Source organism: Nonomuraea helvata, from assembly GCF_039535785.1.
Lineage (GTDB): Bacteria > Actinomycetota > Actinomycetes > Streptosporangiales > Streptosporangiaceae > Nonomuraea > Nonomuraea helvata.
The window spans coordinates 1,898,259-1,919,868 of the sequence record NZ_BAAAXV010000009.1; the positions used below are offsets into that span (position 1 = coordinate 1,898,259).

Here is a 21,610-nt window from a genome sequence, read left to right on the forward strand (position 1 = left end):
CATGGCGAAGACGTACCAGGTGATCGGGGCATGTGTCACCAACGTCCCGGTCTCCACCAGCCAGGGGACCCAGCTGTCGACCTTCTACACGGGCCAGGTCCTCCCCGCCGATGTCCCCGAGGCTCGGATCCAGCACCTGCTGTCGGTCGGCCTAATCAAGGAGCTCGAGTCGACGGAGCCGGCCGAAGCAGCGGCGGCGCCCAGCGGCGAACCCGAGCCCGCGGTGACCGCCCGCTCCTCCAAGCCGGATCTCGTCGCGTACGGCGTCGCCCGGGGCGAGGACCGCGCCGAGCTGGAGAAGCTGACCCGCGACCAGCTGATCGCGAAGTACGTGCGGCAGCCGGACAAGCAGTAGCCGACGTGGCCCGGCGCTCGCCCCCCGCCCGCGCCGGGCCACCGTCGCGATCCGCAAGGGGAGGTGAGCAGTGGTGGCCGAGCCGTGGACACCGAGCCTGGAGATGGTCGCCGACCACATCCCCACTCGGACCCGGCCGATCGAACCGCCGGGCGAGACCCGGTATCTCAACACGTTCACGTCGGAGACCACCCCGACCGACGTGCAGGCGCAGCGCCACATCGAAGACGCCGTGGTCACGGTGCTCGGGGCGGTGGGCGGAGTCGTCCCGGCCGCACCCATGTTCCTGTCCATCCTCGCCCGTGAGGCGGCTGCGTTGCGTGCAGCCGCTGACATAGAGATCGCCTACCCCGACCGCGACGCCGACGTGGCCGTGTACGAGCAGCTCAACGAGCTGGCGAACGCCAAGCTCGAACGGCTGGTGCAGGCGATCAACGACCAAGGCCACGGCACCTCGGGGTCGTCGTTGCTGCCGGTCTGGTCGATGCCGGAACCGCCCTGGTGGGGCGACTACCTGCTGTAAGGGAGGCCCGGTGCTGATCGTCTGGAATGAGCCGGAGTTCGAGCGCGTGTTCCACAGCGAGACGGGGCCGGTCGGGCTGCACGTCGCCAAGCTGGCACGCCAGGTCACCCGTACGGCGCAACGGTATGCGCCCGTCTCTGCGGACGGCAGCGCGGGCCGACCGCCCGGCTACCTGCGGGCGAAGATCCGCTGGGACATGGGCCGCGACCTCATCGGCGTGTACGCCGACATCTCGTCACCGGCTCGCACCGCCAACGGCGCCCCGTACGGCCTGTTCATGGAGGTCGGCACCAGGCCGCATCCGATCCGGGCGCGCCGCCCTGACGGGTGGTTGCGCTGGTGGGGGCCCGACGGGCGCGTCCACTTCACCGAGGTGGCCCGCCATCCCGGCACCGAACCGCGAGCCTACCTACGGCGGGCGTTGGCCAGCCTGCGCGGGGCGTGACCCGTGCCGCGGGTCGCCGCCGTCACGGCGGTGCTCCAGTGGGTCAACGGCCATCCGACGCTGACGGGCCGCGGCCGGCCGCTCGACCGCGGCGCGTTCCGCGAACTGCCCCGGTCGCCCGCGCCCGGCTGCTACCTAGTGCTGTACCGGCTGGACGGGGCTGACGCGCTCACCGCCGAAGAACCAGCCGACGAGGCCCGAATCGGGGGCCTCGTGTGCGGGCCGGACGACGAGGCGACCGAGCGCGCCGCCACTGCGTACGCCAACGCTGTCGCCGCCCTGACCGGGACGCCGACGGCGATGGGCGACGTCGCCACCTGCCTCGTCACCGACGACATCGTCGGCCCCCAGCTCGTCGACAACCGGGCCGGCACCCGCGGCGAGCACGCCTACCAGGTCGACGCGACCTTCTTCCTCGTGCCTCTCATCCCTGGAGTGTGAACATGGCGGCTCTGCCCCTGCAGGTGCTGGTCCCGGCGGGATCGGTATCCAGCTTCGATCCGGCGTCGGGCGGGGGTGACACCTGCCCCTGCGGAGACGGCGTCTGGATCGAGTTCATCAACGCCGGCGCCCAGGCTCGCACCGTGACCCTGGTGACACCCGGCGCCTATCGGGGGTTGGCGATCGCCGACCGCGCAGTGCCGATCCCGGCGAACTCGACGGTGAAGGTGCCCGCCAGCGGCGACTACGCGGGCGCGAACGGCCGCGCCTCGATCACGTACGACGCGCCGACGGACCTGCGGGTCGGCGTCTTCAGGTACACGTCATGACGGCCGCCCGCCCGGCCAAGAGGCCGGCCGCCGAGCAGGAGAAGTCGGACCGGCCGCCGTACTACATCGCAACAGCGGCCCTGTACATCGGCGCCGCCCGCGCGCACATCCCGGGAGATCAGGTGCTGCCCGCCCACGTCGACAGGTTCGGCTGGGCCGACAAGGTGCGGCCCCCGGACGATCCGCCCGCCGTTCCCTCCGACCAGCCTGCGACCGACGAGGGTCAGGCCGCCACGACAGAAAAGGAGAGGTGACCATGGCCCGTGGCAAGCCGCGCGCACTCAGTCTCGGCCCCGGGTATCTGTACCTGGCCACGCTCGGAGCTGCCGAGCCGATGGATCTGACCACGCCGTGGGCGGCGGTTGATCCAGCATGGACCGGCCTCGGATATACGAACGAAGGTTCGGAGTTCACGTACGAATTGTCGAGCGAACCGGTGGAGGTCGCTGAGGAGCTCGACCCGATCGCCATCGCGCTGACCGGCAGAAACTTGGGCCTGAACTTCGCCCTCGCGGAGGTGACGGCCACGAACCTGCGGGTCGCGATGAACGGCGGCACCATCACGATCGGCACCGGTGTGGTGACCTTCGAGCCGCCGGAGCTCGGTCAGGAAACCAACGTGAAGCTCGGGTTCGAGAGCGAAGACCACAGCGAGAGGTGGATCTATCGGCAGTGCTTGAGCCAGGGCCAGATCGGCATTCCGCGTCGCAAGGGGGCCGAAAAAGCCTTGATCAACTGTGAATTTCTCATGACAAAGCCGGAGGGCCTGACGCCCTTCAAGGCGATGCTCGAACACCCGCGGAGGGCCTAACCGATGACGAAACGCTCCTACACCTCCAGGAAGAACCAGCAGAGCGGCTCAGCTGGCCTGCCGACGCAGGAGTTCGACCTCGACGACATCACCTGGGTGTGCGAGTCGAACGTCAGTGTCCTCGACCTGTCCGAGTACGCGCGGCTCGCCCAGCAGGGCGTCACCGCTGAAAGCTCTGAAGGGGCGGCCATCCTCGCCGATGTCTTCTCCGGGCTTCTCGGCAACAACTACCAGAGGTTCAGGCTGCACTGCCGCAAGAACGGCACAGAGCCCGGGGTGCTGGTGGAGATCCTGCGCGACCTGATCTCGGACGCCGCGCAGCGCCCTACACAGAGGCCCTCGGACTCGTTCGATGGGCCGCCGCCCGAGGAGGCTACGTCGAAGGTCGTTTCGCTCTCGCGGGGCGTTGTCAGCGTGCAATCCCTGAGCCCGGCGCCGACGGCGGAGGAGCCGCAGACGCAGGAAGACCAGCCGCGGATGGTCTCCTACGGCTGACCGATCTGCCGCTGGCTGACGCGCTCGACGTCATGCATGCCCTCTGGATTGAGTGGCGCACCGACCTCGTGCAGACGCAGGCCCTGCTGGCCCTGGCGGGTGTTGACGACGTCGCCGCCGACCCCCACGAGGCGTTCGACGAGGCCTGCAAGTCCGGATCCCCGCACCGGCAGGACCCGGAGGAGCGTCGCCGCATGATCGCTGAGCTGGTAGCAGCCGCCGGCGGATAAGCCGCCCCGCATAGCCACGGACGGGCCGCTCGGCGGGGGGTGCGATGGCAACCCCGCTCGCCGAGGCGTTCGTGCGCGTTCGCGCCGACACCTCCTCCGTCAGGGACGACGTTCGCAAGGGGTTCGACGGCGTCGATGCGGACGGGCACGGCCGCCGCGCCGGCCGGGAGTGGGGAGACGGGTTCTCGTCCGGGATGGGCGGCAGCCTGTCCGAGCTCGGCGATGTGGGGCGGCGAGCGCTGGCGGCGATGCTGCCAGCGCTGGGCGACCTCGCCGCCGGGTTCACGAGGGCGGCGACGGCGGCGGGCGGGCTCCTCGCCGGCGTCGCCAAGTGGTCGACGCTGGCGGCCGGCGTCGCAACGGTCGGGGCCGCTGCGGCGAGCGCCGCCGCGGCCACGGTGGAGCTGGCCGCCGCGATCGCCCCCTTGTCGGGGCTTCTCGCTGGGCTGCCGGGCGTGGCCTTGACCGGCGCCGCCGCATTCGCGGCTTGGCGGCTGGCCACCGGCGGGCTCGCCGACGCGATGAGCGCTGCCCTCGCCGGCAACGCCGAGGCGCTCGCCGCCGCACTGGGCAGCCTTTCCGAAGGCGGCCGCGCATTCATCAGCGAGTTTGAGCAGGCCGTACCGGCCCTTCGCGACTTCCAGGCTGCCGCCCAGGACGCGTTCACCGGCCAGCTCGCGGGCAGCCTCGCCGGGTTCGTGTCGGCGCTCGACGCGCTCCGGCCGTCCGTGGCCGGCCTGGGAGCCGACTTCGGCGCGATCGTCCACCAAGCCCTCGCGTTCGCAACCAGCGCGGGCACGCTCGCGCAGTTCAACAGTGTCTTCGCCGTCACCCGCGACCTCGTCGGCGCGGTCCGGGACTCCCTGAACCCGCTGCTGCAGGGGTTCACGGATCTCGGCGTGGTTGGCAGCACATGGCTCGGAGGGTTCTCCACGGGCCTGCGGGACGTGCTGTCGACGTTCGGCGCGTGGATGTCGCAGATCGCTTCCAGCGGGCAGGCGCTGGCGTGGCTGCAGGAAGCCACCGGCGCGCTGCAGCAGCTGGGCCGTCTGGCGCTGGACGTGTGGGGCACCTTCACAGGGCTGCTCGACGCGGCAGCGGCGGCGGGCGGTTCGGCGCTGGGCGTGCTCGGCCAGCTCACCGGCGCCCTGAACACGTGGGTGAACAGCGCCGCCGGTCAGGAAGTGCTGGTCTCCGTCTTCGAGGCGCTGCACCAGGTCGGCGCCGCGCTGCTGCCGGTCATCACCGCGCTGGCGGGCGCCTTGGCCACGATCGCCCCGCAGGCGGCGGCCATTGCGACCGCGCTTGGCCCTGTCCTGACGTCCGCGATCGCCGCGCTCGCGCCGGCGATCGCTGCCCTCGGCCCCGGCATCGTCGCCGTCGTTCAGGGGCTCGGCGGCGCGGTCGCCGCGATCGCGCCAGCGCTGCTGCCGGTCGGCCAGGCGCTGTCCGGGCTGCTGGTCGCGCTGTCGCCCCTTCTGCCGGCGCTGGGCCAGCTCGTCGCCATCACCGCTGGCGGCCTGGCCAGCGCGGTGCAGTCCGTGCTGCCCGCGCTCACGCCGCTCGTGGCCGCGATCGCGCAGCTGGCCGCCGGGATCTCGCCGCTGCTTCCGCAGCTCGCGCAACTGGTCGCCCAGCTCGCCGGGGCGCTGCTGCCGGCCATCACACCGCTGCTGCCGGTCATCGTCCAGCTGGCGTCCACGATCGGCGGCGCGGCCGTGGCCGCTCTGTCTGGCCTGGTATCCGCGCTGTCGCCCGTCCTTGCTTCGGTTGGGCAGGCGTGGCAGCAGATCGGCGGCCCGCTGCTGGCAGCCGTGCAGGGGATTGTGCCGCACCTGGTCGCCTTCGGGCAGTCGGTCGCCGGGCTGGCACCGATCCTCGGCCAGGTCGTGACGGCCGCGCTGCCGATCATGGTGCAGCTGGTGCAGGCGGCCGTGCCGGTGCTCGGCCAGCTCGTCACGGTGTTCGGGACGCTGCTGGTCGCGCTCGCGCCGCTGCTGCCGATCGTCGTGCAGCTGGCGGGTGTGATCGGGCAGACGCTGCTGTCGGTCATCAGCAGCCTGCTGAAGGCGGTCACGCCGCTGCTCGGGCCGCTCGGGCAGCTGGCCGTGACGATCGGGCAGGTTCTCGCGGACGCGGTCGAGGCCGTCGCGCCGTTGATCGTCGCCGTCGCCGAGGCGATCGCGCAGCTGCTGCCGGTGCTCGCGCCGCTGATCACGCTGGTGGCGCAGGTGGCCGGGCAGATCGGCGGCGTCCTCGTGCAGGGCATCACGACCCTCGTCCAGGCTGTAACGCCCGTTTTGCCGATCATCGTGTCGCTGGCGCAGCAGATCGGGCAGGCGCTGCTCGCCGCGCTGCAGGCCGCCGCCCCCGCCCTCCTGGCGATCGTCCAGGCCGTCGTCGGGCTCCTACCGGCGCTCACCCCGCTGATCGGCATGGTCGCCCAACTCGTGCAGGCGATCGTCCCGCTGGCGGTCACGTACCTGCCGCTGTTCTCACAGCTGCTCGGCGCGCTCGCGCCGGTCATCACCGGCGTGATCGGCGTGGTCGGCCAGCTGCTGGCGGCGCTGACGCCGGTCCTCGGCGTCCTCATCCAGCTCGCGATGCAGGTGCTGACGCCGCTGGCCCCGTTGCTGCTGCAAGTCGTCCAGGCGTTCATGCCGCTCGTGCAGGCGGTGCTGCCTCCGCTACTCCAGCTGGTGCAGGCGATCACCCCGATCCTCGCACTGGTGGCGCAGGTCTTCGGGCAGATCATGACGGCGCTCGCCCCGCTGCTGGATGCGCTGATCCAGCTGGTGATGGCGGTGCTCACGCCCATCTTGCCGATCATCACGGCGCTGGCACCGCTGCTCGGCACCCTGGTCGGCGTGTTCGCCCAGCTGCTGGTCGCGATCACGCCGCTCATCGAGGTCCTGCTGAAGCTGATCGTCAGCGTCCTCACCCCACTGATCGAGATCATCGCGTCGGTCATCTCGTGGCTGGTCGACAAGCTCGCGCCGGCGTTCGAGTGGGTCGCCGGACTCATCTCGGGAGCCATCAACAAGATCGCCGAGGTCTTCCAGTGGCTCTACAACTTGCTGATCGGGAACAGCATCATCCCGGACCTGATCACCGGGCTGAGGGACTGGTTCCAGAAGGGCGTCGACTGGGTCGCATCGATCGTCTCCTGGTTCGGGGAATTGCCCGGCAAGTTCTCCGCCTGGTTGGGCCAGGTCGTGAGCTGGGTGCAGACCAAGTGGTCCGAGATCAAGAACGCCATCCAGTCCAAGATCGACGAGGTCCGAGAGACGATCTCCCGAGTCCTGGGCCAGATCTCCGACCGCTGGAACCAGGTCTGGGACACGGTCCGGAACTTCGTCTCGGAGAAGTGGGAACAGATCAAGGGCGCCGTGTCGCAAGGCATCGACGGCCTGCTCACCTGGTTCCGCGATCTTCCCGGGCGCATCGTCAGCACGCTCGGCAACCTGGGCTCGACCTTGTGGAACGCCGGCCGCGACCTGATCAGCGGGCTGTGGAACGGACTCCAGTCGATGTGGAACTGGTTCCGCGACGCCATCTACCGCTTCTTCTCGTCGATCATGCCGCAGTGGGTGAAGGACGCGCTCGGCATCGCGAGCCCGTCGCGGCTGATGGAGGCGATCGGCAGGCAGCTGCCGCCCGGCCTGGTGATCGGTATCGACCGCAACATGCCGCTGATCGAGGCCGCGTCTCAGCGCATGGCGGACGCGACGGCGGCCGCGTTCGACGGCCTGTCCTCGCCTGCGATGGAGTTCACGGGGACGTTCGGCGCGCCGGCCGCGCCCCGTACGGCTGCCGCCCAGGCGCGGCCCGGCATCGTCATCGAGAACATCACCATCCAAGGTGTGCTGGACCCGAGCAACCCGGTCTCCTACAGAGTCATCGTGGAGCAGTTGCGGGAGGCGATCCGCCAGCTGGAGCAGGAGGTGTTCGCGGATGTCTGACCTCCAGCTCGGCCGCCTCACGCTCCGGGAGACGCAGGCGTTCAGCGAGTCGGCGTACCAGGGCTGGTCGATGCACATCTCCGGCGTCGAGGTGTGTCCGATGGTGACGCGTGACGAGGTGTGGGCCCGCTTCGACGGTGCGCTCGGCGTGCAGGGCGCGTTGGTGCCGGTCGTGTTCGAGGAGAAAACGGAACGGAACGGGTACTACACCGTGCTGTCGTCGAGCGGGGAGGTGCTCGACCGGAAACGCCAGAACATCACCGAGATCAGCTGGAAAATCTCGCTTCAGCGCCATGGCCCGGACACGGACGTGGACCTGGAGTCACGCCTGATCGGGGCGACCCGGCAGAACGACTTCGGCCAGGTGGGCGAGCGGTGGAGCGCGCCGAGCATCGGCGCCTACGGCTACTACACCGGGGCGACGCTGCCCGGCGTGCTGACCCGAGTGGGCGCGGATGGGCCGATCACGGTGTTCCGTGGCGTCCCGGCCGGGGTGAACCCGCGCTGGGGCTGCGCAGTGGAGCACTATCTGCGAGGCCGCGTGAAGATCCTCACCGGTGGAACTGAGCGGGTGGGGACGGGCCACCCGCTCCAGGCCAGCCAGTGGGAGCTCACCAACGGCCTGGTCAGGGTCAGGCCGCTGAATAGCAGCGGCAGCCTCGAGGTGGCGTCGTTCACAAACGGCCGTTGGCGCGGCAAGAGGTGGTGGGTGCAGGTCGGCGCCGAGCAGATCACCCGCTGGGAGTCGGCCGGTGTGCTGCGCAACGACTTGGAGCAGTGCGTGATCAGGCTGACCGCGGTGCGCAGCCCCGTCGGCCGCGCCTACCTGGACCTGACGGTACGGCGCGGGTCGCGCATCGTCGAATGCTGGCTACAGCGTGGCGACTCCGGCCCGATGTCGGTGTTCCTCGCTGACCCGGAAACGCTCACCGACTCGACGTCGTACGCGACGCGATCGAGCGACGACGCCGACGGTAACCGCGTGGCTGTCGGCAGCGCCCGCAACTTCGACCTGCACACGTCGGGCGGCCTGACGCGAACCAATGCGACCTCGATGGACTGCTGGCTGGGCGTCGTCGCTGGCGGCGGCTCTGCGGTCAACGGTGACCGGGCGACGGACCTGCAAGCCCAGTACATCGGCGCCCTGCCGGAGATCGTGGCGGCAGTGCGGCGCTAGCTCGCGGGCTTCTTGCCCCGGGCGCTGCGGATCACGGTGGCGACCGCGATGACGTTGCACTCCTCGTTCGGCTTGCCCGGATTCGCCTCCATGATGTTCACCGAGAGCGCGTTCAGGCCGTCTGCGTCAACGTTGTAGGCGCTGGCAATCCGCTTGAGCGCTCGAACTTCGTGATGCCACTCGCTCTTGTCGTTGGGGTGTTCCGCGCGCGCTGCCGCCAGGGCCGTGCGGTACTCCTCGCGCGCCCGCCCCAGAGGTAGCGGGCCCCCGCCTGCACCGCGGCCGGGGAGTGCCAGCTTCCATGCCTTCCAGGCGTTGGCGTCGGTCCATCCCGGGGTGTCACCGATCCACGCGGCCGGCTCCGGGGTGGGGTGGTCGGTGTCGGCGTAGCGGGTGAGCCATTTTCCAACAGTCGCTCCGGAGACGCCGAACATGGCGCCGATGTTGTCCTTGCTCAGGTAGCGCTTGGCTTCCACCGCCACCCTCCTGTCTTTGTCGGAATGCGAGACAAAGACTAAGGGTGCCGAGAGACCTTGTCTAGAAATTCGACAAAGACTCGGGGGTGACTTGTGCCGGTCAACGAGAAGCTGATGGAGCTGGGGTCGTGGCAGATCACGCTGGTCGACGAAACCCCGAAGACCGTTCTGGACAAGATCGAGTATTTCGGGCATATCGCGTTCGTGCCAGCGCATGTGGAGCCGGGCCAGTACAACGATCGGCTGCTCGACATGGCGCGGTACGTCGGTGTGGTGACCGCACGCGACGTGGACCATCTGCGCAAGCAGATCAGCGGCCAGTCCACCGCGCTGTGGCTCGGCGACGCGGACGGTAAGGGCGACGTGCTGGAGACGCCTGTCTCCATCAACGGCAGCTTCGCCCAGGCGATCCGAGCCATCTTGGGCACGGGCACCGCAGTGGTGGAGGGCACCCTGCACTCGGTGCCAGGCATCTACCGGAGCACGCACGTCTGGCAGTCCAAGCGCAAGGCGGTGGCGTACGTGTGCGCCACGATGGGCGCAGAGTGGCGCGTGACGGGCAGCTGCAAGCTGGATGCGGGCCTGGCGTCCGACCTGTACGAGGACACCCCGTCCACAGTGATCGTTCGCAAGCGCCCGAATCGCAATACGGACGGGGACGACATGTCCTTGCGCGGTCTGCGCGGCGACATGGGCGTCGCGCAGACCGTGGCGGACTGGACCAGCCGGGTCGTGCTTCTCGCCGAGGGCAACGGCAGCTCGGTCGTGACGGCCGCCGCGAACAACACGGACGTCCCGTACCGCGATCTGCGCGGCCAACCGGTCAAGCGGACCCGCATCATCAGCGAGAGCACCACGTCGGGCGGCAACGCGCAGGCGCGAGCGCAGTACCAGCTCGACCAGTACGTCACCCCGAGGTCGCAGATGAGGATGACCACGGATGACTACGACGTGTCCGGAGCGTTCAAGCCAGGCGACTGGGCGTGGGTGTACGACCCGGACACGGATTTAATCGACCCGAAGAACGAGATCATGTTCCGAGGCGAACTCATCCATCCGGTTCGCCTCAGGATGGTGGGCGCGTCCTGGCCGGTCGGGCCAGAGATGACGGTCGCGTATCGGGGGCCAGGCGGCGACTGGCTGGACCTGACGCCGTACGTCGCCCACGAGGGCGGCCAAACGACCGTGGACGTGGGAGATCTACTCCAGTCCTTGTCGGGCCGCGGCAGCGAGCCGGTCGGCCCGCGCCCGATCCCGGACTCGACGGTGCCCGGCCCGGTGACTTGGGTGCTGCCATTCGAGTCGAGCGTCTACATCGGCCCGGACGGCACGACGCGCGCCAGGATGCTACTCCGGTGGGAGCAGCCGCTGAATAGCGACGGGTCCACGATCTTGGACGGTGCCCACTTCGAGATCGAGTTCGGTGTCTCCCCGGCCGCCACCGAAGGCTGGCAGACCACGTACGCCGCCTGGGGCACGCTGCAGACGATGGTGCTCGACCTGACACCCGGCCTGGCATACGACTGGCGCATCCGGGCTGTCGACGCCAACAACAACAGGGGCCAGTGGAGCACCGTCGAAACGGCGGTCGCCCAACCGGACACCATCCCACCGAGCACGCCGGCGGCACCGACGGTCGCGGCCAGCTTGATCGCCATCCAGATCACGCACACGCTCGGGCGAGCCTCGGGAGGCGAATGGAATCTTGAGCTCGACCTCGATCGTCTCGAAGTGCACGTCGGTGCGACCGCTGGCTTCACCCCGGACGAGACGACCCTGCGCGGGGTGGTCGCGGCGAACGCCGGGATGATGCAGGCGCAGATCCCCGCGGTCGGTACGGTGCCGGAGGCCAACACCAGCCTGCGGCAGGTCAAGGTGATCGCGGTCGACGCCTCCGGTAATCGGAGCGATCCGTCTGCTGCCGCGCCGGTGACAGCGCTGCTGATCGATGACGCGCACATCACGAACCTGACCGTCGACAAGGTGAGTGCGGGCGAGATCAAGTCAAACTGGCTGATCGGCGCCAGCATCCGCACGGCGAGCGCCGGCGAGAGGGTCGAGCTCAACGCCAGCGGCCTGCACGGCTACAACGCTGCCGGTGTCGAGCTGGTGACGATCTCCAACAGCGGCAGCTTCACCCTGCGCACTGCGGGGTCAGGCAGTCCACGTATCCAGCTCGACGGCACTGGCCTGCGCGGGTACAACAACGGCGGTCTGCAGACCATCGGGCTTGACAGCTCCGGCAGCTTCAGCCTCCGCTCGGGCAACACCGGCTCGCGGATTGAGCTCGACACCTTCGGGATGCGCGGCTACAACTCGACGGGCGCTCAAACCTTCGGCCTGTCAGCCTCCACGGGCAACCTGGATATGGTTGGCCGGCTGACGAGTAACGTCAGCGGGTCATCGAAGCGACTGGTGATCAATCCGAACTTCGGCGTGGACACCGAGATCCGCTTCTACGAGGACGCGACGCAGTACCACTACATCACCTCCTTCGTGGAAGGCGATATCAACCTGCAGATGGGCTCCGTGGCCAGCGACGGCCGGAAGTTCATCGTCCATCTCGCCTCTGGTGATGGAAACTTCGTCGGCTTGGTCGACTCCGCTACGACCACCCGCATCTCCGGAATCACGTCCTTGTCGGATGGGCGCGTCCAAGTCAGAGGCAGCGGCATGACCGGGGAAGGCGGCTCGTTCAAATGGCATGTGCAGTCAGGGCCGGGCGACGGCATGTTCAGAACGTTCTGGAACGGCTCGAACATCCAGTTCGTGAGGCAGGACACCAATTCCGTGGTGAAGACGTTCATCATCGATCACCCGTCGGACAGCGCGCGGTATCTGGTCCACGCGACGACCGAGAGCCCACACAACGGGGTGGAGGACTGGGGCATGGTCGAACTGGACGAGGACGGCCTGGTCGTCGTGGAGCTGCCCGCCTACTTCGAGGACCTCACGTCGCCAGAGGGCCGTGCGGTGTTCCTGTCGTGCCGGGATGTGCCGGACGGCGTGTCGGCCACATACCCGGCCAACGGCCGCTTCACGATCTCCGGCACTCCCGGCCGAAAGGTGTTCTGGCTGGTGAAAGCCGTCAGGAAGGACGTGCCGCCGCTGCTGGTCGAACCGCTGCGCACGCAGGTAGATGTCCACGGCGAGGCCCCGTACCGCTACTACACGATCATTAAGGAGCCGGATGACTGAGCAGACCGAGCAGAAGGCCTCCATTCCGATCGCGGCCACGCTGGCGGTCACCCGGCGGCAGCGCAACGACGCCCTCGACGAGAACGCCATGCTGTGGGCGCACGTCGAGCAGCTCACCGCCGAGCTCGACCAGGTCAAGGCCGAGCTGGCGCAGCTGCGTGACAGCGCCCTGGTCAGCGGTAGTAGTACGTCGTCTTCTTCTTCCGCCTGAAGATCATCCGGAACATCCACCAGGGGAGCCACACCAGCAGCCCCCACATCCCGCACGTGAAGATCGTCAACATCAGGTGTCTCATGTGGCTCATGCCGGACAGGCCCCGCTCCTTGTGCACCGCGGTGACCTTGCGCGGCGGCTGCGGAGGTTGACCGTACGGCGGCGGGGGCTTACGGGCCATGAAACATCTCCAGGGAAACGAGTGATCTTGACGCGGGTGAGACGCGTCAAGAACGTTCCCGGTTGACCGCCAGCGCGTGTCCGCATCCGGACATACCGATCTCCCGACGTGCCGCCCGTTGTCATGGGGCTGGACGGGCGGCACCCCTTTTCACCGTCTTGGCGACCAAGGAGTGCCATGAGCGACGATGACAGGCTGTCCAAGATCGACGCCAAGCTGGACGTGCTGATTGCCAAGCACGACGCCCAGGGCGCGACCGTCACCGACCACGAAACGCGGCTGCGAGTGGTCGAGCGCAACGCGGTCACGCGAACGGAGCTCGATCAGCGCTCCCGGCGGATCCAGGGCAACGTCACCATCATCATCGCCGTGGCCGCGGTCCTCGTGTCCCTCGTTTTCGGACTCATCTCGGCACTAGGAGGCTGACCAATGCCGTGGCTTACCCAACTCGCTGATGTCGCCCGCCGTACCGGCTGCCCGGTCACAGAGGTACGCGGGTGGAAAACCCGCGGCCACGGCCCACAGCCGGAGGTACAAGGCGTGGTCTGCCACCACACCGCGGGCCCGGCCGGTGGCGGCGACTACCCGTCGCTGCGGGTCGTTCGCTCCGGTCGCCCCGGGCTCAAGGGACCGCTCTCGCACATCGGGCTCGGCAGGAGTGGCCGCATCTACGTCATCGCCGCCGGCCGCTGCTGGCACAACGCCCCGTCCACGTCTCCGCTGCACGACAACTCCAGCTCGATCGGGATCGAGGCCGAAAACGACGGCAGCCAGCCCTGGCTCGCAGAGCAATTGGACGCCTACCACCGGCTGTGCGCCGAACTGTGCAAGGAGTTCGGCCTGCCTGCGAGCAGGGTCAAGGGCCACAAAGAGGTCAACCGGCAGAAACCTGACCCACACCACATCGCCATGGACGACTTCCGCAGCGCCGTCGCTCGACTGATCAAGGCCGACCAGGACGGTGACGGCTGGCCGGGCAGGCTCCTCCGTTACCCGCCGGTCACCCGTGGCGAAGACGTACGAGACTGGCAGCAGGCTGCCGCACGGCTCGGCTATGAGCTCGACATCGACGGCGCCTACGGCTCGGCCTCGCGCGCGGTGTGCCGGAAGATCCAGCGCGACGCGGGCCTCGACGATGACGGCATTGTCGGGCGGCTCACCTGGGCCGCCACCTTCCATGCTCGATGACCTGGCGCGGCTGTATCTGCTGCGCGCCTCCCATGCCCCCGGCCAGCCGTGTCCCCGTGGTTGGTCGGGCCGATCTCGCCTCGAGGAGAAAATCATGCGTCTGAACTGGAAGATTCGCGAGCCGCTCCTGCTGCGTGGAGCCGTCGCCCTGCTGCTGATGGGCGCCGTACGTCTGTGTATCGCGCTCGGCGTCATCCCGCCGGAGTGGGCGCTGGACGAGGCCCGCGTCGAGCAGCTGCTCGACGGCGCTGTTGTGGCGTGGGCGTGGTTCGCCGGCCGCCGCACCGTCACCCCCGTCGCCGCGCCCCGCGGCCGTGACGGGCTGCCGCTCGTGCAGCTGACTGAACGGCCGCGTCAGTAGGCGCGGCGCGTTCACCTACTCCTGCGTACGCCGGTCGCCTCCACCCGCCACGTGCGGGTGGAGGCGACTTTGTCATGTCTAAGAGGGTGCTTTCGAACCTCCGATGGGGTCGGGCTGCAGCCGGACCGCCAGGGCTCAGCCCAGCGCGTCCATCAGGGCGGTGACATAGGCGTCCAGCCGCTCCTCCACGGCACGCGTCGTCAACTCTGCCCTTCCTGCCTCCCTCCATGGCTGCGACACCACCTGCACCTCTTCTGAAGCCGCCAGCGCGTCCCGCACCTGCCAGTACAGCCGCTCGCTCGTGGCCGCGGCCAGCACCCCGCCGGCTTCCTCATACGCCTCAGCGAACCGCAGACCCCACGCCGGGCCGTGCAGCAGGGCGAGATTGGTGGAGCAGTGCGCGACATCGAGGTCTGCCGGGCCCCAGGAGGTCGCGGCCCAGTCGACGACGCCGGTGATCCGGGCACCTGCCGGGCTTGGGGGCGACATGTCGAACAGCACGTTGCCGGGTTGGAAGTCCCGGTGCAGGAATCGTCCTTCATAGGGCGGCGCGGGCTTGCGGATCACGTCGATCGCCGCGGCCCATGCCGCCGCGTCGGCGCCCTTCGGAACCACGACGGTGTCGGCGGTCGTCAGCGTCACATACTTCCGGGGCCGCTCGGCGGGCCGCAGCGCATGGATCGCTGCGAGTTGACGGGCCAGCAGAGGGACGCGTGTCTCCAATCCCTCATCGTCGAGGACCGTTCGGCCCGCCAGATGTGTCATGAGGAGCGAGGGATACTCGCAATGCGCGGCGGTCGGATCAACCGCGACCAGTCCAGGAGCCGGCACGTCGGTCCCCGTGAGCAGGGTCAGGGCGCCGGCCTCCCTGTTCAGCCAGTCCTCGGCGTACTCCATGTTGACTAAGGTCCGCAGCACCAGGTCACGGGTGCCTCCGTGCCGCGTGCCGATGGTCAGCCTCCGCATCTCGGCATTGATGCCTCCGTGCAGCGCCTCGGTTTCGACTATCCGTTCGCCGACCTCCAGATGCCGGCTCACCCAAGCCAATGTCAACGGTCGGACAGCCGCCTCGTCGTGGTTGATCATCGTGCCATCTCACCATCCCGACGGCTGCACACGCCAAGGCTTTGTCGATCAGTGCGTGAGCGCCGCTCAATGAGGTGCCAGCTCGCCGTCAGGTGCGGTAGCGGCGGGCGGCGGTGTCGGGGCTGACATCCAGAACGGCCGCGTCCCACAGGTCGGGCAACACCGCCCGTCCGTCACCGGCACACCACCACACTGACCCAACCCTCAGCATGAACACCAGCGCTCTGAGGCCACGACTGCACTCGCCCCCGATCTCACCCATCCCGGAGGCAGACGAGCGCACTCGCGGCGTGCCGTGCGACCTATCTACGACGAGTTGCGGCGAGATGCTGGGGGCGATGCGGCCAAGCTGCCACCCCAGCACCGTGGCGCGCTGGACGAGCTCATCCACGTTGGGGCTGTGCTCGTCAGCGAGTACTTCCTGGACGGCCTCGCGGGCTTTCTCGACTTGGGCGAACTCTGTGATGACGCCGAGAGCTTCGACGCGGCTGACCCTTGTGAAGGCGCCGGAGAGCGGGTTTCGAAGGATGATGATGGCCGCGATGGCAACCGTCGGCCAAGCAAGCGCGTTGACCAGGGTGGCGGCGAACTCAAGAGCGGACACATGAAGGCTTCGCGTTGTGGACGTTGTGTGTTACCCCGATCACTGTCGATAACTGCCTCGGTGCGCCAGCACGACAAGATCATCTTGCTCCCCATTTGGGGGCATGGGCTGTCCGGAAGGGTCCGCGTCCGTCCGGGGGAGTCTGGATACGTCCGCCTCTACCAGGTAATGTGCGATCACCACAGGCCCAATGGGGTGGGCGGACGGGTTCAAATCCCACCACCACCGCCACTGTGAAGGGCCTCTGACCTGCGGGTCAGAGGCCCTTCGTCTGTCAAGATCATGGGCCATTTGTGAACAGCCGCCGGTCGAGCTCTTGGGCGAGTGCTTTCCGTCAGGCTCTCGATGATCAGGCCGAGCAGGATGTAGTCGGTGTTGGAGTAGGCCCGGTAGCGGGAGCCGTCAGCGATCTTCCCGCCCTTGCCGTCGAGCAAGCGGGATCCGGCGGTTGACTGAGGTGAAGCCTGCGGGGGCGGCCACTCCCAGGATCAGCGTCGCGCACGCGAGCCCAGCCACGCCGGCTTTCGCACGATTCATCTTGTGGGTCCTTTCGATGATTGAACGCACGCGCAGGAGAGCTGCGGCGCAGTCCATGGCTCCCCGCGACGTGGGATATCGGATTCTGGTGAATGGGGTCAGGTCGCGGCGAGGGCTCCGGTGGGAGAGAGGCGGGCGGCGCGGATGGCCGGGTACAGGCCGGCGATCGCGCCGACCAGCAGCGTGGCCGCCACCCCGCCGACCATCGCCCACACGGGTACGACGGCGGGCCAGCTCTGGGTGCTCGCGTACAGGGCGGTCACGGCGGCGCCGGTCAGGACGCCGCCGAGGCCGCCGAGGGCGGACAGCACCAGGGACTCGGTCAGGAACTGCAGTCGGATTTGGCCGCGGGTCGCGCCGAGGGAACGGCGGAGCCCGATCTCGGCGCGGCGTTCCAGGACCGAGATGACCATGGTGTTCGCCACGCCCACCCCGCCCACCAGCAGGGCGACGCCGCCCAAGCCGAGCAGTAGCCCGGTGAAGGCGCGGTCGGTAGCCTGGCGGGCGGCCAGCGCGTCGGAGGGCCGGGAGACCTTGACCTCGTTGGGTGCCTGGGGGTTGGCGGTGGCGGCCAGCACTGCTCGTACCGCTTCGACGGCGGTGTCGGCGGTGCGGGTGTAGACGGTCGTGGGACGTTCGTCGAACCCCAAGTAGGAAGCCGCGGCCGGCCAGCCGATCAGCGCCGCGGCGTTCAGCTCGGGTGCCAGGGGCACCGGCCGGAGGATCCCGACGACAGTGAACCACCTGCCTCCGAGGTACACCTGGAAGTTCTGACCGGCGTCGCCCATGCCGAGCCGCCGGGCCGCTGTGTCGCCCAGGACCACGGCCGGATAACGCGCGGTCGCGGCGTTGAGCCAGGCTCCCCGCGCGAGGGCTGCGCCCAAGGTCTGAGGCAGGTTCAGGTACGCGGCCTGGACCGAGATGCCGCCGCTCTGCGCCTGCGGGATGCGGTCGTTGCGGTAGACGTGGGCCCCGGCGACCGTGCCCACCGCGGCGACCTGCTCGACGGGGCCTATCCGGGAGATCATCTCGACGGCCTCGCGTGGCAGCGTGGCGTCCTCACCGAACAGCGTGTTGCCGGGAGAGACGGTGAGCAGGTTGGTGCCGAGCGCGTCCAGGGTGCGGTCCAGCTCGGCCCGGCTTGAGGAGGAGATGCCGACGACGGCGATCATCGCCGCGATGCCGATGGCGATGCCCAGAGCCGACAACACGGCCCGCAGCGGGCGGGTGCGCAACCCGGCCGCGCCCACACGCAGCACGTCGCGCGGATGCAGCCGGGCGGGGGACAGCTGGTCCGCGGGCATTCAGACCACCGCCCCGTCGCGCATGGCCACCTGGCGCGGCAGGCTCGCGGCGATCTCCCGGTCATGGGTGATGACCACGACCGTCGTGCCGGCGGCATGCAACTCGCGCAGCAGCGCCATCACGCCCGCCCCGCTGGCCGAGTCCAGGTTGCCGGTGGGCTCGTCGGCCAACAGCAGCCCCGGCTCGCCGGCCACCGCCCTGGCAATGGCGACCCGCTGCCGCTGCCCTCCCGACAGTTCGTGCGGCCGGTGGCCGAGTCGGTCGCCGAGCCCGACGCGGACCAGGACGTCCTTCGCCCGGCGCATGCGTTCCCGCTTCGGCATGCCGGTGTAGAGCAGGCCGTCGGCGACGTTGTCCAGGGCAGGCAGGCCGGGCGCGAGGTGGAACTGCTGGAAGACGAAGCCGATCCGGCGGGCGCGCAGCGCCGACAGCCGGCGGTCCGGCAGCGTGGCCACGTCGTGGCCGTCGATACGGACTGTACCGGTGGTGGGCCGGTCCAGCGTGCCGATCAGGTTCAGCATGGTCGACTTGCCGGAGCCGGACGGGCCCACGATGGCGACCATCTCGCCGTGCCCGATCGACAGGGTGACGCCGCCCAGGGCCGTCACGCCCCCGGGGTAGGTCTTGGTCACCTCGTGGAGGTCGACCATGGCGTTCATGACGGCATCCCCACGGTCATGCCCTCGCGCAGGCCGTCACCCGTCACTTCGACCCGGCCGCCGGCGAACAGGCCGGTACGCACCGGGACGATACGGCTGGCCGTGCCGTACACCGTTTGGACGCCGTAGCCGCCCTCGGCGAGGGCGAGGAGCGCCGTCACCGGGACGGTCAGGACGTTCTTGCGGCTGGAGGCGGTGAAGGCGACGTCCACAGACGCCTGGTCGAACGCGGTTTTGTTGCCGCTGATCGCGATCGTGACCTCGATTTTCGTCTCCGGGTCCGCGGTCTCGCCGCCGCTGCCGTCGCCGGTGTCGATGACGACTTGGGTCTTGGTGATCTTGCCCTTGATGGTCTTGCCGTCGGGCAGTTCGACGCCTACCGCGGCGCCCTTTGAGGCCAACTGCTGCTCGGACACCTCCAGCTCCACGGTGACCACCCGCGTGGTGCCCGTGACGGACAGCACCTTCGTTCCCGGCTGGAGGGCGTCGCCGGTGGCGGCCTCGTGGGCGTCCACCCGGACCGGTCCAGCCGCGTACACGACCCGGCCGAGCTCCACCGTGCCCGTCTCCGGCAGGCCGAGGTCCTCCTGCCAGTCCCGCACCGCTGTGGCGGTCTGGGAGGAGTAGGAGTCGTCCACGGTGAATCCGTCGTAGCCGAGCGCGCGCAGGTTGCGCTCGAACTGCTCGACGTCGGCGCCCTCGAGCCCGGGTGACAGCGCGCGGTAGGCGGGCAGCGAGCCGTACAGGAGTGTGACCGGCGTGTCGTCCACGCGGTAGACGGCCTTGCCGCGTTTGACCGTGGCGCCGACGGCCGGCATGCGGGTCAGGGTCCCGGTCAGCTTGCTGGACAGCACCGTGGCGGAGCCGTGGCCGAGCGTTCCCGTCTTGGTCTGGGTGTCCACAAGGGTCTCCCGGGAGACCTGCGCGGTGGCCGGGGGCAGGCCGCCCGCCGCCGACCGCTGGGGTGCGGCTGCCATGCCGCCGTGGATCCAGAGCCAGGCCGCGGCGGCGAGCACCGCCGCGGCCAGGATCCCGGACGCCCATCTGGTGCGGGTCACCCACCGCTCCAGGTCTGGGTCGGCGCGCCGGACGGCGCGGCCGGCCGGTACTTGGCGCAGGTCTGCCGGGCCGCCTGGACCTTGGGGTCGTTGGGATCCATGCCGATCTCGGGGCCTATTTTGAAGCCGCCACTGGCGTCCGGGTCGGGGAACTTGGGCACGCCGTTGTCCCGCATGCACTGGGCGAACTTGCGTTGCTGCTCCACCTTCTGCGGGTCGGCCTGCTCAGGCTCGCCACCGTTGGGCAGATACTGCTTGCACTGTTCCATGGCCGCCTTCGCCTTCTGCGGGTCGGCCCCCTCCGGGAGCCTGACCTGGATCCTGCCGTCATCGCCCTGCGGGTCGGGCATGTCGACGCCGTGCTCGCGCATGCACTGCGCGAACTTCAGCCCGCCGTCCTCCCCTGAGGTGGTGCCGGCGGCATTCGCCGTGGCAGCTGGGCTGCCGGCGGAAGCGACCTGGGCGCCGGTCGACGCCTGCCCGCACGCGGTCAGGCCCGTGATCAGCAGGCCGAGCGCAATGACTGTCGTGATACGCATGAGACGTCCTTCTCTCTAGTCGGAGAGCACGGCGAGCGCCCTGGCCAGTACGGGATCGCGCCCCGTGGACACGTCCTTCGCGGTCGTCCGCACGTAGTGGTGGGGCGGCGTGCCGCTGCGGTTGATGACCTCGTGGTTCGGCCCGAGGTGGTAGAGCGCGGGCAGGAGCAGGACGCTGTTGTCGTCCAGCGCGTACGCCCTGGCCGGTCCCGACACGATGCCCGCGGTTCGGGTGCCGACGAGCGTGCCCAGGTCGTGTGCCTTGACCGCGGAGGTGAAGTGGTCGCAGGCCGAGGCGCAGTCGCGGTCGGTGAGCACGGCCAGGGGCAGGTTCAGCAGAGGGACGGCGTCGTCGGTACGGCTGGCGGTACACGTGTCGCCGGCGTCGCACAGGTAGGCGGTGATCTTGTCGTGCGCGAACGCGCCCAGCAGCCGGTTGGCCTCTTCCGGGGAGCCGCCGCGGTTGCCGCGCACGTCGAGGACCACTGCCTTCGCCTTCCTCAGGCCGGCGATCGCCTGGAGCACGGCGTCGGCGGCTTTCGGTGCGAAGCCGGTCAGCTTGACGTAGGCGATGCCGTGGTCCAGGAGCTTGGCGGCGACGGTCTTGGAGGCGGACTCGTACAGGGTGGGCTTCAGCGTCACCGTCCAGGTCCGGCCCGTGGCCGGGCGGCGCAGCTTGAGCCTGACCGCGGAGGTCTGCGGGTACTGCGGGTAGAGCATGCTCACCACGCCCGGCGACAGAACGCCGCCGGCGAACGGCGTGTCACCGTTGACCGCCTCGATGACGTCACCGGGGCGCAGCCCGTGCTCGGCGGCCGCTCCGCCGAGCACGCCGCGGACGTACAGCGGAGGCAGTGCCTGTTGCGGCGCGCCGGTCATCAAGCCGCTGGAGGGGAAGGTGGTGATGCCCAGCCCGTACTCCTGGCCCGGCTGGTAGCCGGGCGGCAGTTCGGCGCGCTGCCACCTGGCGTGGTTGTCGCCCAGGGCACGGATCAGGCCGCTGAGGGTCGCCGTGGCCAGCGACTGCCGCAGCGCGGCATCGTCCGGCAGCAGACTGCTCACGCGCTGGTAGACGGCGCTGAAGGCGTCCCAGTCGCCCTCGCGGTCGCCCGTCAGCGCGGGCATCACCGCATCGGCCACATCCCGCCCGTTCCGGTTCAGCTCCTGGGCGAACGCGGCGAACGCCGCGACCAGCAGCTTGCGGCTGTCCAGGACCTTCCTGTCGTAGTAGTGGTCAAAGACGCACTGGTACGCCTGCTCGATGGTGGTGATCGTGGTGGCCTTCACCTGCGCGGGCTGGGAGGGGCCGGTTACGGCGGCACATGGCTCAGCCTGCGCCGGGACGTTCTGCGCGGCTCGCGCCGCCGTGCTCGACGTCAGGAGCAGGGCTCCGAGGGACACGGCGAGCAGCTGTTTGATCGTGGGCAAGGGGGTTT

At 69.4% G+C, this 21,610-nt stretch carries 25 protein-coding genes; 16 read left to right on the forward strand and 9 right to left on the reverse strand.

All coding sequences use genetic code 11. The annotated features are described in order from the left end of the window. The first annotated feature begins 1 nt into the window (after window position 1). The 11 genes from ABD830_RS42135 (at window position 2) to ABD830_RS42185 (ending at window position 8,768) form a co-directional block, all read left to right on the forward strand. On the forward strand, window positions 2–355 hold the full coding sequence (locus ABD830_RS42135; RefSeq protein ID WP_344999998.1) for a hypothetical protein: 354 nt from the start codon (window positions 2–4) through the stop codon (window positions 353–355). Between the two features lie 73 nt (window positions 356–428). Continuing rightward, window positions 429–878 carry a hypothetical protein gene (locus ABD830_RS42140; RefSeq protein ID WP_345000000.1) on the forward strand — a complete coding sequence of 150 codons (450 nt, stop codon included), beginning with the start codon at window positions 429–431 and terminating at the stop codon, window positions 876–878. A gap of 10 nt (window positions 879–888) precedes the next feature. Further along, window positions 889–1,323 (forward strand): hypothetical protein, encoded by a 435-nt coding sequence (locus tag ABD830_RS42145; protein WP_345000002.1) that lies wholly within the window; start codon window positions 889–891, stop codon window positions 1,321–1,323. 3 nt (window positions 1,324–1,326) lie between these two features. Next, complete coding sequence (locus ABD830_RS42150) at window positions 1,327–1,764, forward strand: hypothetical protein (RefSeq protein WP_345000004.1); 438 nt, start codon at window positions 1,327–1,329, stop codon at window positions 1,762–1,764. A gap of 2 nt (window positions 1,765–1,766) precedes the next feature. Further along, window positions 1,767–2,093, forward strand: coding sequence for a hypothetical protein (locus ABD830_RS42155; RefSeq protein WP_345000006.1), 327 nt, complete (start codon window positions 1,767–1,769; stop codon window positions 2,091–2,093). Next, window positions 2,090–2,347, forward strand: coding sequence for a hypothetical protein (locus ABD830_RS42160; protein WP_345000008.1), 258 nt, complete (start codon window positions 2,090–2,092; stop codon window positions 2,345–2,347). Before ABD830_RS42155 ends, ABD830_RS42160 begins: the two co-directional genes overlap by 4 nt. Window positions 2,348–2,349: 2 nt before the next feature. Then, window positions 2,350–2,904 (forward strand): phage tail tube protein, encoded by a 555-nt coding sequence (locus ABD830_RS42165; protein WP_345000009.1) that lies wholly within the window; start codon window positions 2,350–2,352, stop codon window positions 2,902–2,904. Window positions 2,905–2,907: 3 nt separating this feature from the next. Continuing rightward, window positions 2,908–3,399, forward strand: coding sequence for a hypothetical protein (locus tag ABD830_RS42170; protein ID WP_345000011.1), 492 nt, complete (start codon window positions 2,908–2,910; stop codon window positions 3,397–3,399). Window positions 3,400–3,431: 32 nt separating this feature from the next. Beyond that, the gene (locus ABD830_RS42175) at window positions 3,432–3,629 is read left to right on the forward strand and encodes a hypothetical protein (protein ID WP_319708270.1); all 198 of its coding nucleotides are present in this window, start codon (window positions 3,432–3,434) and stop codon (window positions 3,627–3,629) included. 44 nt (window positions 3,630–3,673) lie between these two features. Then, window positions 3,674–7,591, forward strand: a complete 3,918-nt coding sequence (locus ABD830_RS42180) for a phage tail protein (RefSeq protein ID WP_345000014.1) — start codon at window positions 3,674–3,676, stop codon at window positions 7,589–7,591. Beyond that, window positions 7,584–8,768, forward strand: coding sequence for a hypothetical protein (locus ABD830_RS42185; protein ID WP_345000016.1), 1,185 nt, complete (start codon window positions 7,584–7,586; stop codon window positions 8,766–8,768). The genes ABD830_RS42180 and ABD830_RS42185 overlap by 8 nt, the downstream gene beginning before the upstream one ends. Here ABD830_RS42185 and ABD830_RS42190 read toward each other — a convergent pair. Next, the gene (locus ABD830_RS42190; protein WP_345000018.1) at window positions 8,765–9,244 is read right to left on the reverse strand and encodes a hypothetical protein; all 480 of its coding nucleotides are present in this window, start codon (window positions 9,242–9,244) and stop codon (window positions 8,765–8,767) included. The genes ABD830_RS42185 and ABD830_RS42190 overlap by 4 nt on opposite strands. Window positions 9,245–9,337: 93 nt before the next feature. On the opposite strand from ABD830_RS42190, the gene ABD830_RS42195 reads away from it, so the two are divergent. Beyond that, window positions 9,338–12,442, forward strand: a complete 3,105-nt coding sequence (locus tag ABD830_RS42195; RefSeq protein ID WP_345000020.1) for a phage tail protein — start codon at window positions 9,338–9,340, stop codon at window positions 12,440–12,442. Then, entirely contained in the window at window positions 12,435–12,653 is a 219-nt protein-coding gene (locus tag ABD830_RS42200) for a hypothetical protein (RefSeq protein WP_345000022.1), read from the forward strand. The genes ABD830_RS42195 and ABD830_RS42200 overlap by 8 nt, the downstream gene beginning before the upstream one ends. Here ABD830_RS42200 and ABD830_RS42205 read toward each other — a convergent pair. After that, window positions 12,616–12,837: a hypothetical protein gene (locus ABD830_RS42205; protein WP_345000024.1), complete on the reverse strand. Its 222-nt coding sequence runs from the start codon at window positions 12,835–12,837 to the stop codon at window positions 12,616–12,618. The two genes, ABD830_RS42200 and ABD830_RS42205, sit on opposite strands and share 38 nt — an antisense overlap. Window positions 12,838–13,014: 177 nt before the next feature. Here ABD830_RS42205 and ABD830_RS42210 point away from each other — a divergent pair, with 177 nt between their 5' ends. From ABD830_RS42210 to ABD830_RS42220, 3 genes are all read left to right on the forward strand, one after another. Next, window positions 13,015–13,263, forward strand: coding sequence for a hypothetical protein (locus ABD830_RS42210; protein WP_345000027.1), 249 nt, complete (start codon window positions 13,015–13,017; stop codon window positions 13,261–13,263). A gap of 3 nt (window positions 13,264–13,266) precedes the next feature. Further along, window positions 13,267–14,025: a peptidoglycan recognition protein family protein gene (locus ABD830_RS42215; protein ID WP_345000029.1), complete on the forward strand. Its 759-nt coding sequence runs from the start codon at window positions 13,267–13,269 to the stop codon at window positions 14,023–14,025. A gap of 94 nt (window positions 14,026–14,119) precedes the next feature. Beyond that, a complete protein-coding gene (locus ABD830_RS42220; protein WP_345000031.1) occupies window positions 14,120–14,386 on the forward strand; it encodes a hypothetical protein in 267 nt (88 codons plus the stop codon). 135 nt (window positions 14,387–14,521) lie between these two features. Here the strand turns inward: ABD830_RS42220 and ABD830_RS42225 are convergent, their stop codons facing one another. From ABD830_RS42225 to ABD830_RS42255, 7 genes are all read right to left on the reverse strand, one after another. Continuing rightward, a complete protein-coding gene (locus ABD830_RS42225) occupies window positions 14,522–15,472 on the reverse strand; it encodes a phosphotransferase family protein (protein ID WP_345000033.1) in 951 nt (316 codons plus the stop codon). 88 nt (window positions 15,473–15,560) lie between these two features. After that, on the reverse strand, window positions 15,561–16,076 hold the full coding sequence (locus ABD830_RS42230; protein WP_345000035.1) for a hypothetical protein: 516 nt from the start codon (window positions 16,074–16,076) through the stop codon (window positions 15,561–15,563). 635 nt (window positions 16,077–16,711) lie between these two features. Further along, window positions 16,712–17,917 carry an ABC transporter permease gene (locus ABD830_RS42235; protein WP_345000037.1) on the reverse strand — a complete coding sequence of 402 codons (1,206 nt, stop codon included), beginning with the start codon at window positions 17,915–17,917 and terminating at the stop codon, window positions 16,712–16,714. Continuing rightward, window positions 17,918–18,568, reverse strand: coding sequence for an ABC transporter ATP-binding protein (locus tag ABD830_RS42240; RefSeq protein ID WP_345002238.1), 651 nt, complete (start codon window positions 18,566–18,568; stop codon window positions 17,918–17,920). 5 nt (window positions 18,569–18,573) lie between these two features. Beyond that, a complete protein-coding gene (locus tag ABD830_RS42245) occupies window positions 18,574–19,635 on the reverse strand; it encodes a peptidoglycan-binding protein (protein WP_345000039.1) in 1,062 nt (353 codons plus the stop codon). Then, window positions 19,632–20,174: a hypothetical protein gene (locus tag ABD830_RS42250; protein WP_345000041.1), complete on the reverse strand. Its 543-nt coding sequence runs from the start codon at window positions 20,172–20,174 to the stop codon at window positions 19,632–19,634. Before ABD830_RS42250 ends, ABD830_RS42245 begins: the two co-directional genes overlap by 4 nt. 15 nt (window positions 20,175–20,189) lie before the next feature. Continuing rightward, a complete protein-coding gene (locus tag ABD830_RS42255) occupies window positions 20,190–21,602 on the reverse strand; it encodes a S41 family peptidase (protein ID WP_345000043.1) in 1,413 nt (470 codons plus the stop codon). Window positions 21,603–21,610 lie beyond the last annotated feature (8 nt).

Bases quoted from the DNA above. Each gene is read 5' to 3' on its own strand.
- ABD830_RS42235 (WP_345000037.1), bottom strand. From the start codon at position 17,917: ATGCCCGCGGACCAGCTGTCCCCCGCCCGGCTGCATCCGCGCGACGTG.
- ABD830_RS42170 (WP_345000011.1), top strand. From the start codon at position 2,908: ATGACGAAACGCTCCTACACCTCCAGGAAGAACCAGCAGAGCGGCTCA.
- ABD830_RS42185 (WP_345000016.1), top strand. From the start codon at position 7,584: ATGTCTGACCTCCAGCTCGGCCGCCTCACGCTCCGGGAGACGCAGGCG.
- ABD830_RS42175 (WP_319708270.1), top strand. From the start codon at position 3,432: ATGCATGCCCTCTGGATTGAGTGGCGCACCGACCTCGTGCAGACGCAG.
- ABD830_RS42225 (WP_345000033.1), bottom strand. From the start codon at position 15,472: ATGATCAACCACGACGAGGCGGCTGTCCGACCGTTGACATTGGCTTGG.
- ABD830_RS42220 (WP_345000031.1), top strand. From the start codon at position 14,120: ATGCGTCTGAACTGGAAGATTCGCGAGCCGCTCCTGCTGCGTGGAGCC.
- ABD830_RS42135 (WP_344999998.1), top strand. From the start codon at position 2: ATGGCGAAGACGTACCAGGTGATCGGGGCATGTGTCACCAACGTCCCG.
- ABD830_RS42160 (WP_345000008.1), top strand. From the start codon at position 2,090: ATGACGGCCGCCCGCCCGGCCAAGAGGCCGGCCGCCGAGCAGGAGAAG.
- ABD830_RS42165 (WP_345000009.1), top strand. From the start codon at position 2,350: ATGGCCCGTGGCAAGCCGCGCGCACTCAGTCTCGGCCCCGGGTATCTG.
- ABD830_RS42210 (WP_345000027.1), top strand. From the start codon at position 13,015: ATGAGCGACGATGACAGGCTGTCCAAGATCGACGCCAAGCTGGACGTG.
- ABD830_RS42240 (WP_345002238.1), bottom strand. From the start codon at position 18,568: ATGGTCGACCTCCACGAGGTGACCAAGACCTACCCCGGGGGCGTGACG.
- ABD830_RS42200 (WP_345000022.1), top strand. From the start codon at position 12,435: ATGACTGAGCAGACCGAGCAGAAGGCCTCCATTCCGATCGCGGCCACG.
- ABD830_RS42180 (WP_345000014.1), top strand. From the start codon at position 3,674: ATGGCAACCCCGCTCGCCGAGGCGTTCGTGCGCGTTCGCGCCGACACC.
- ABD830_RS42205 (WP_345000024.1), bottom strand. From the start codon at position 12,837: ATGGCCCGTAAGCCCCCGCCGCCGTACGGTCAACCTCCGCAGCCGCCG.
- ABD830_RS42250 (WP_345000041.1), bottom strand. From the start codon at position 20,174: ATGCGTATCACGACAGTCATTGCGCTCGGCCTGCTGATCACGGGCCTG.
- ABD830_RS42215 (WP_345000029.1), top strand. From the start codon at position 13,267: ATGCCGTGGCTTACCCAACTCGCTGATGTCGCCCGCCGTACCGGCTGC.
- ABD830_RS42155 (WP_345000006.1), top strand. From the start codon at position 1,767: ATGGCGGCTCTGCCCCTGCAGGTGCTGGTCCCGGCGGGATCGGTATCC.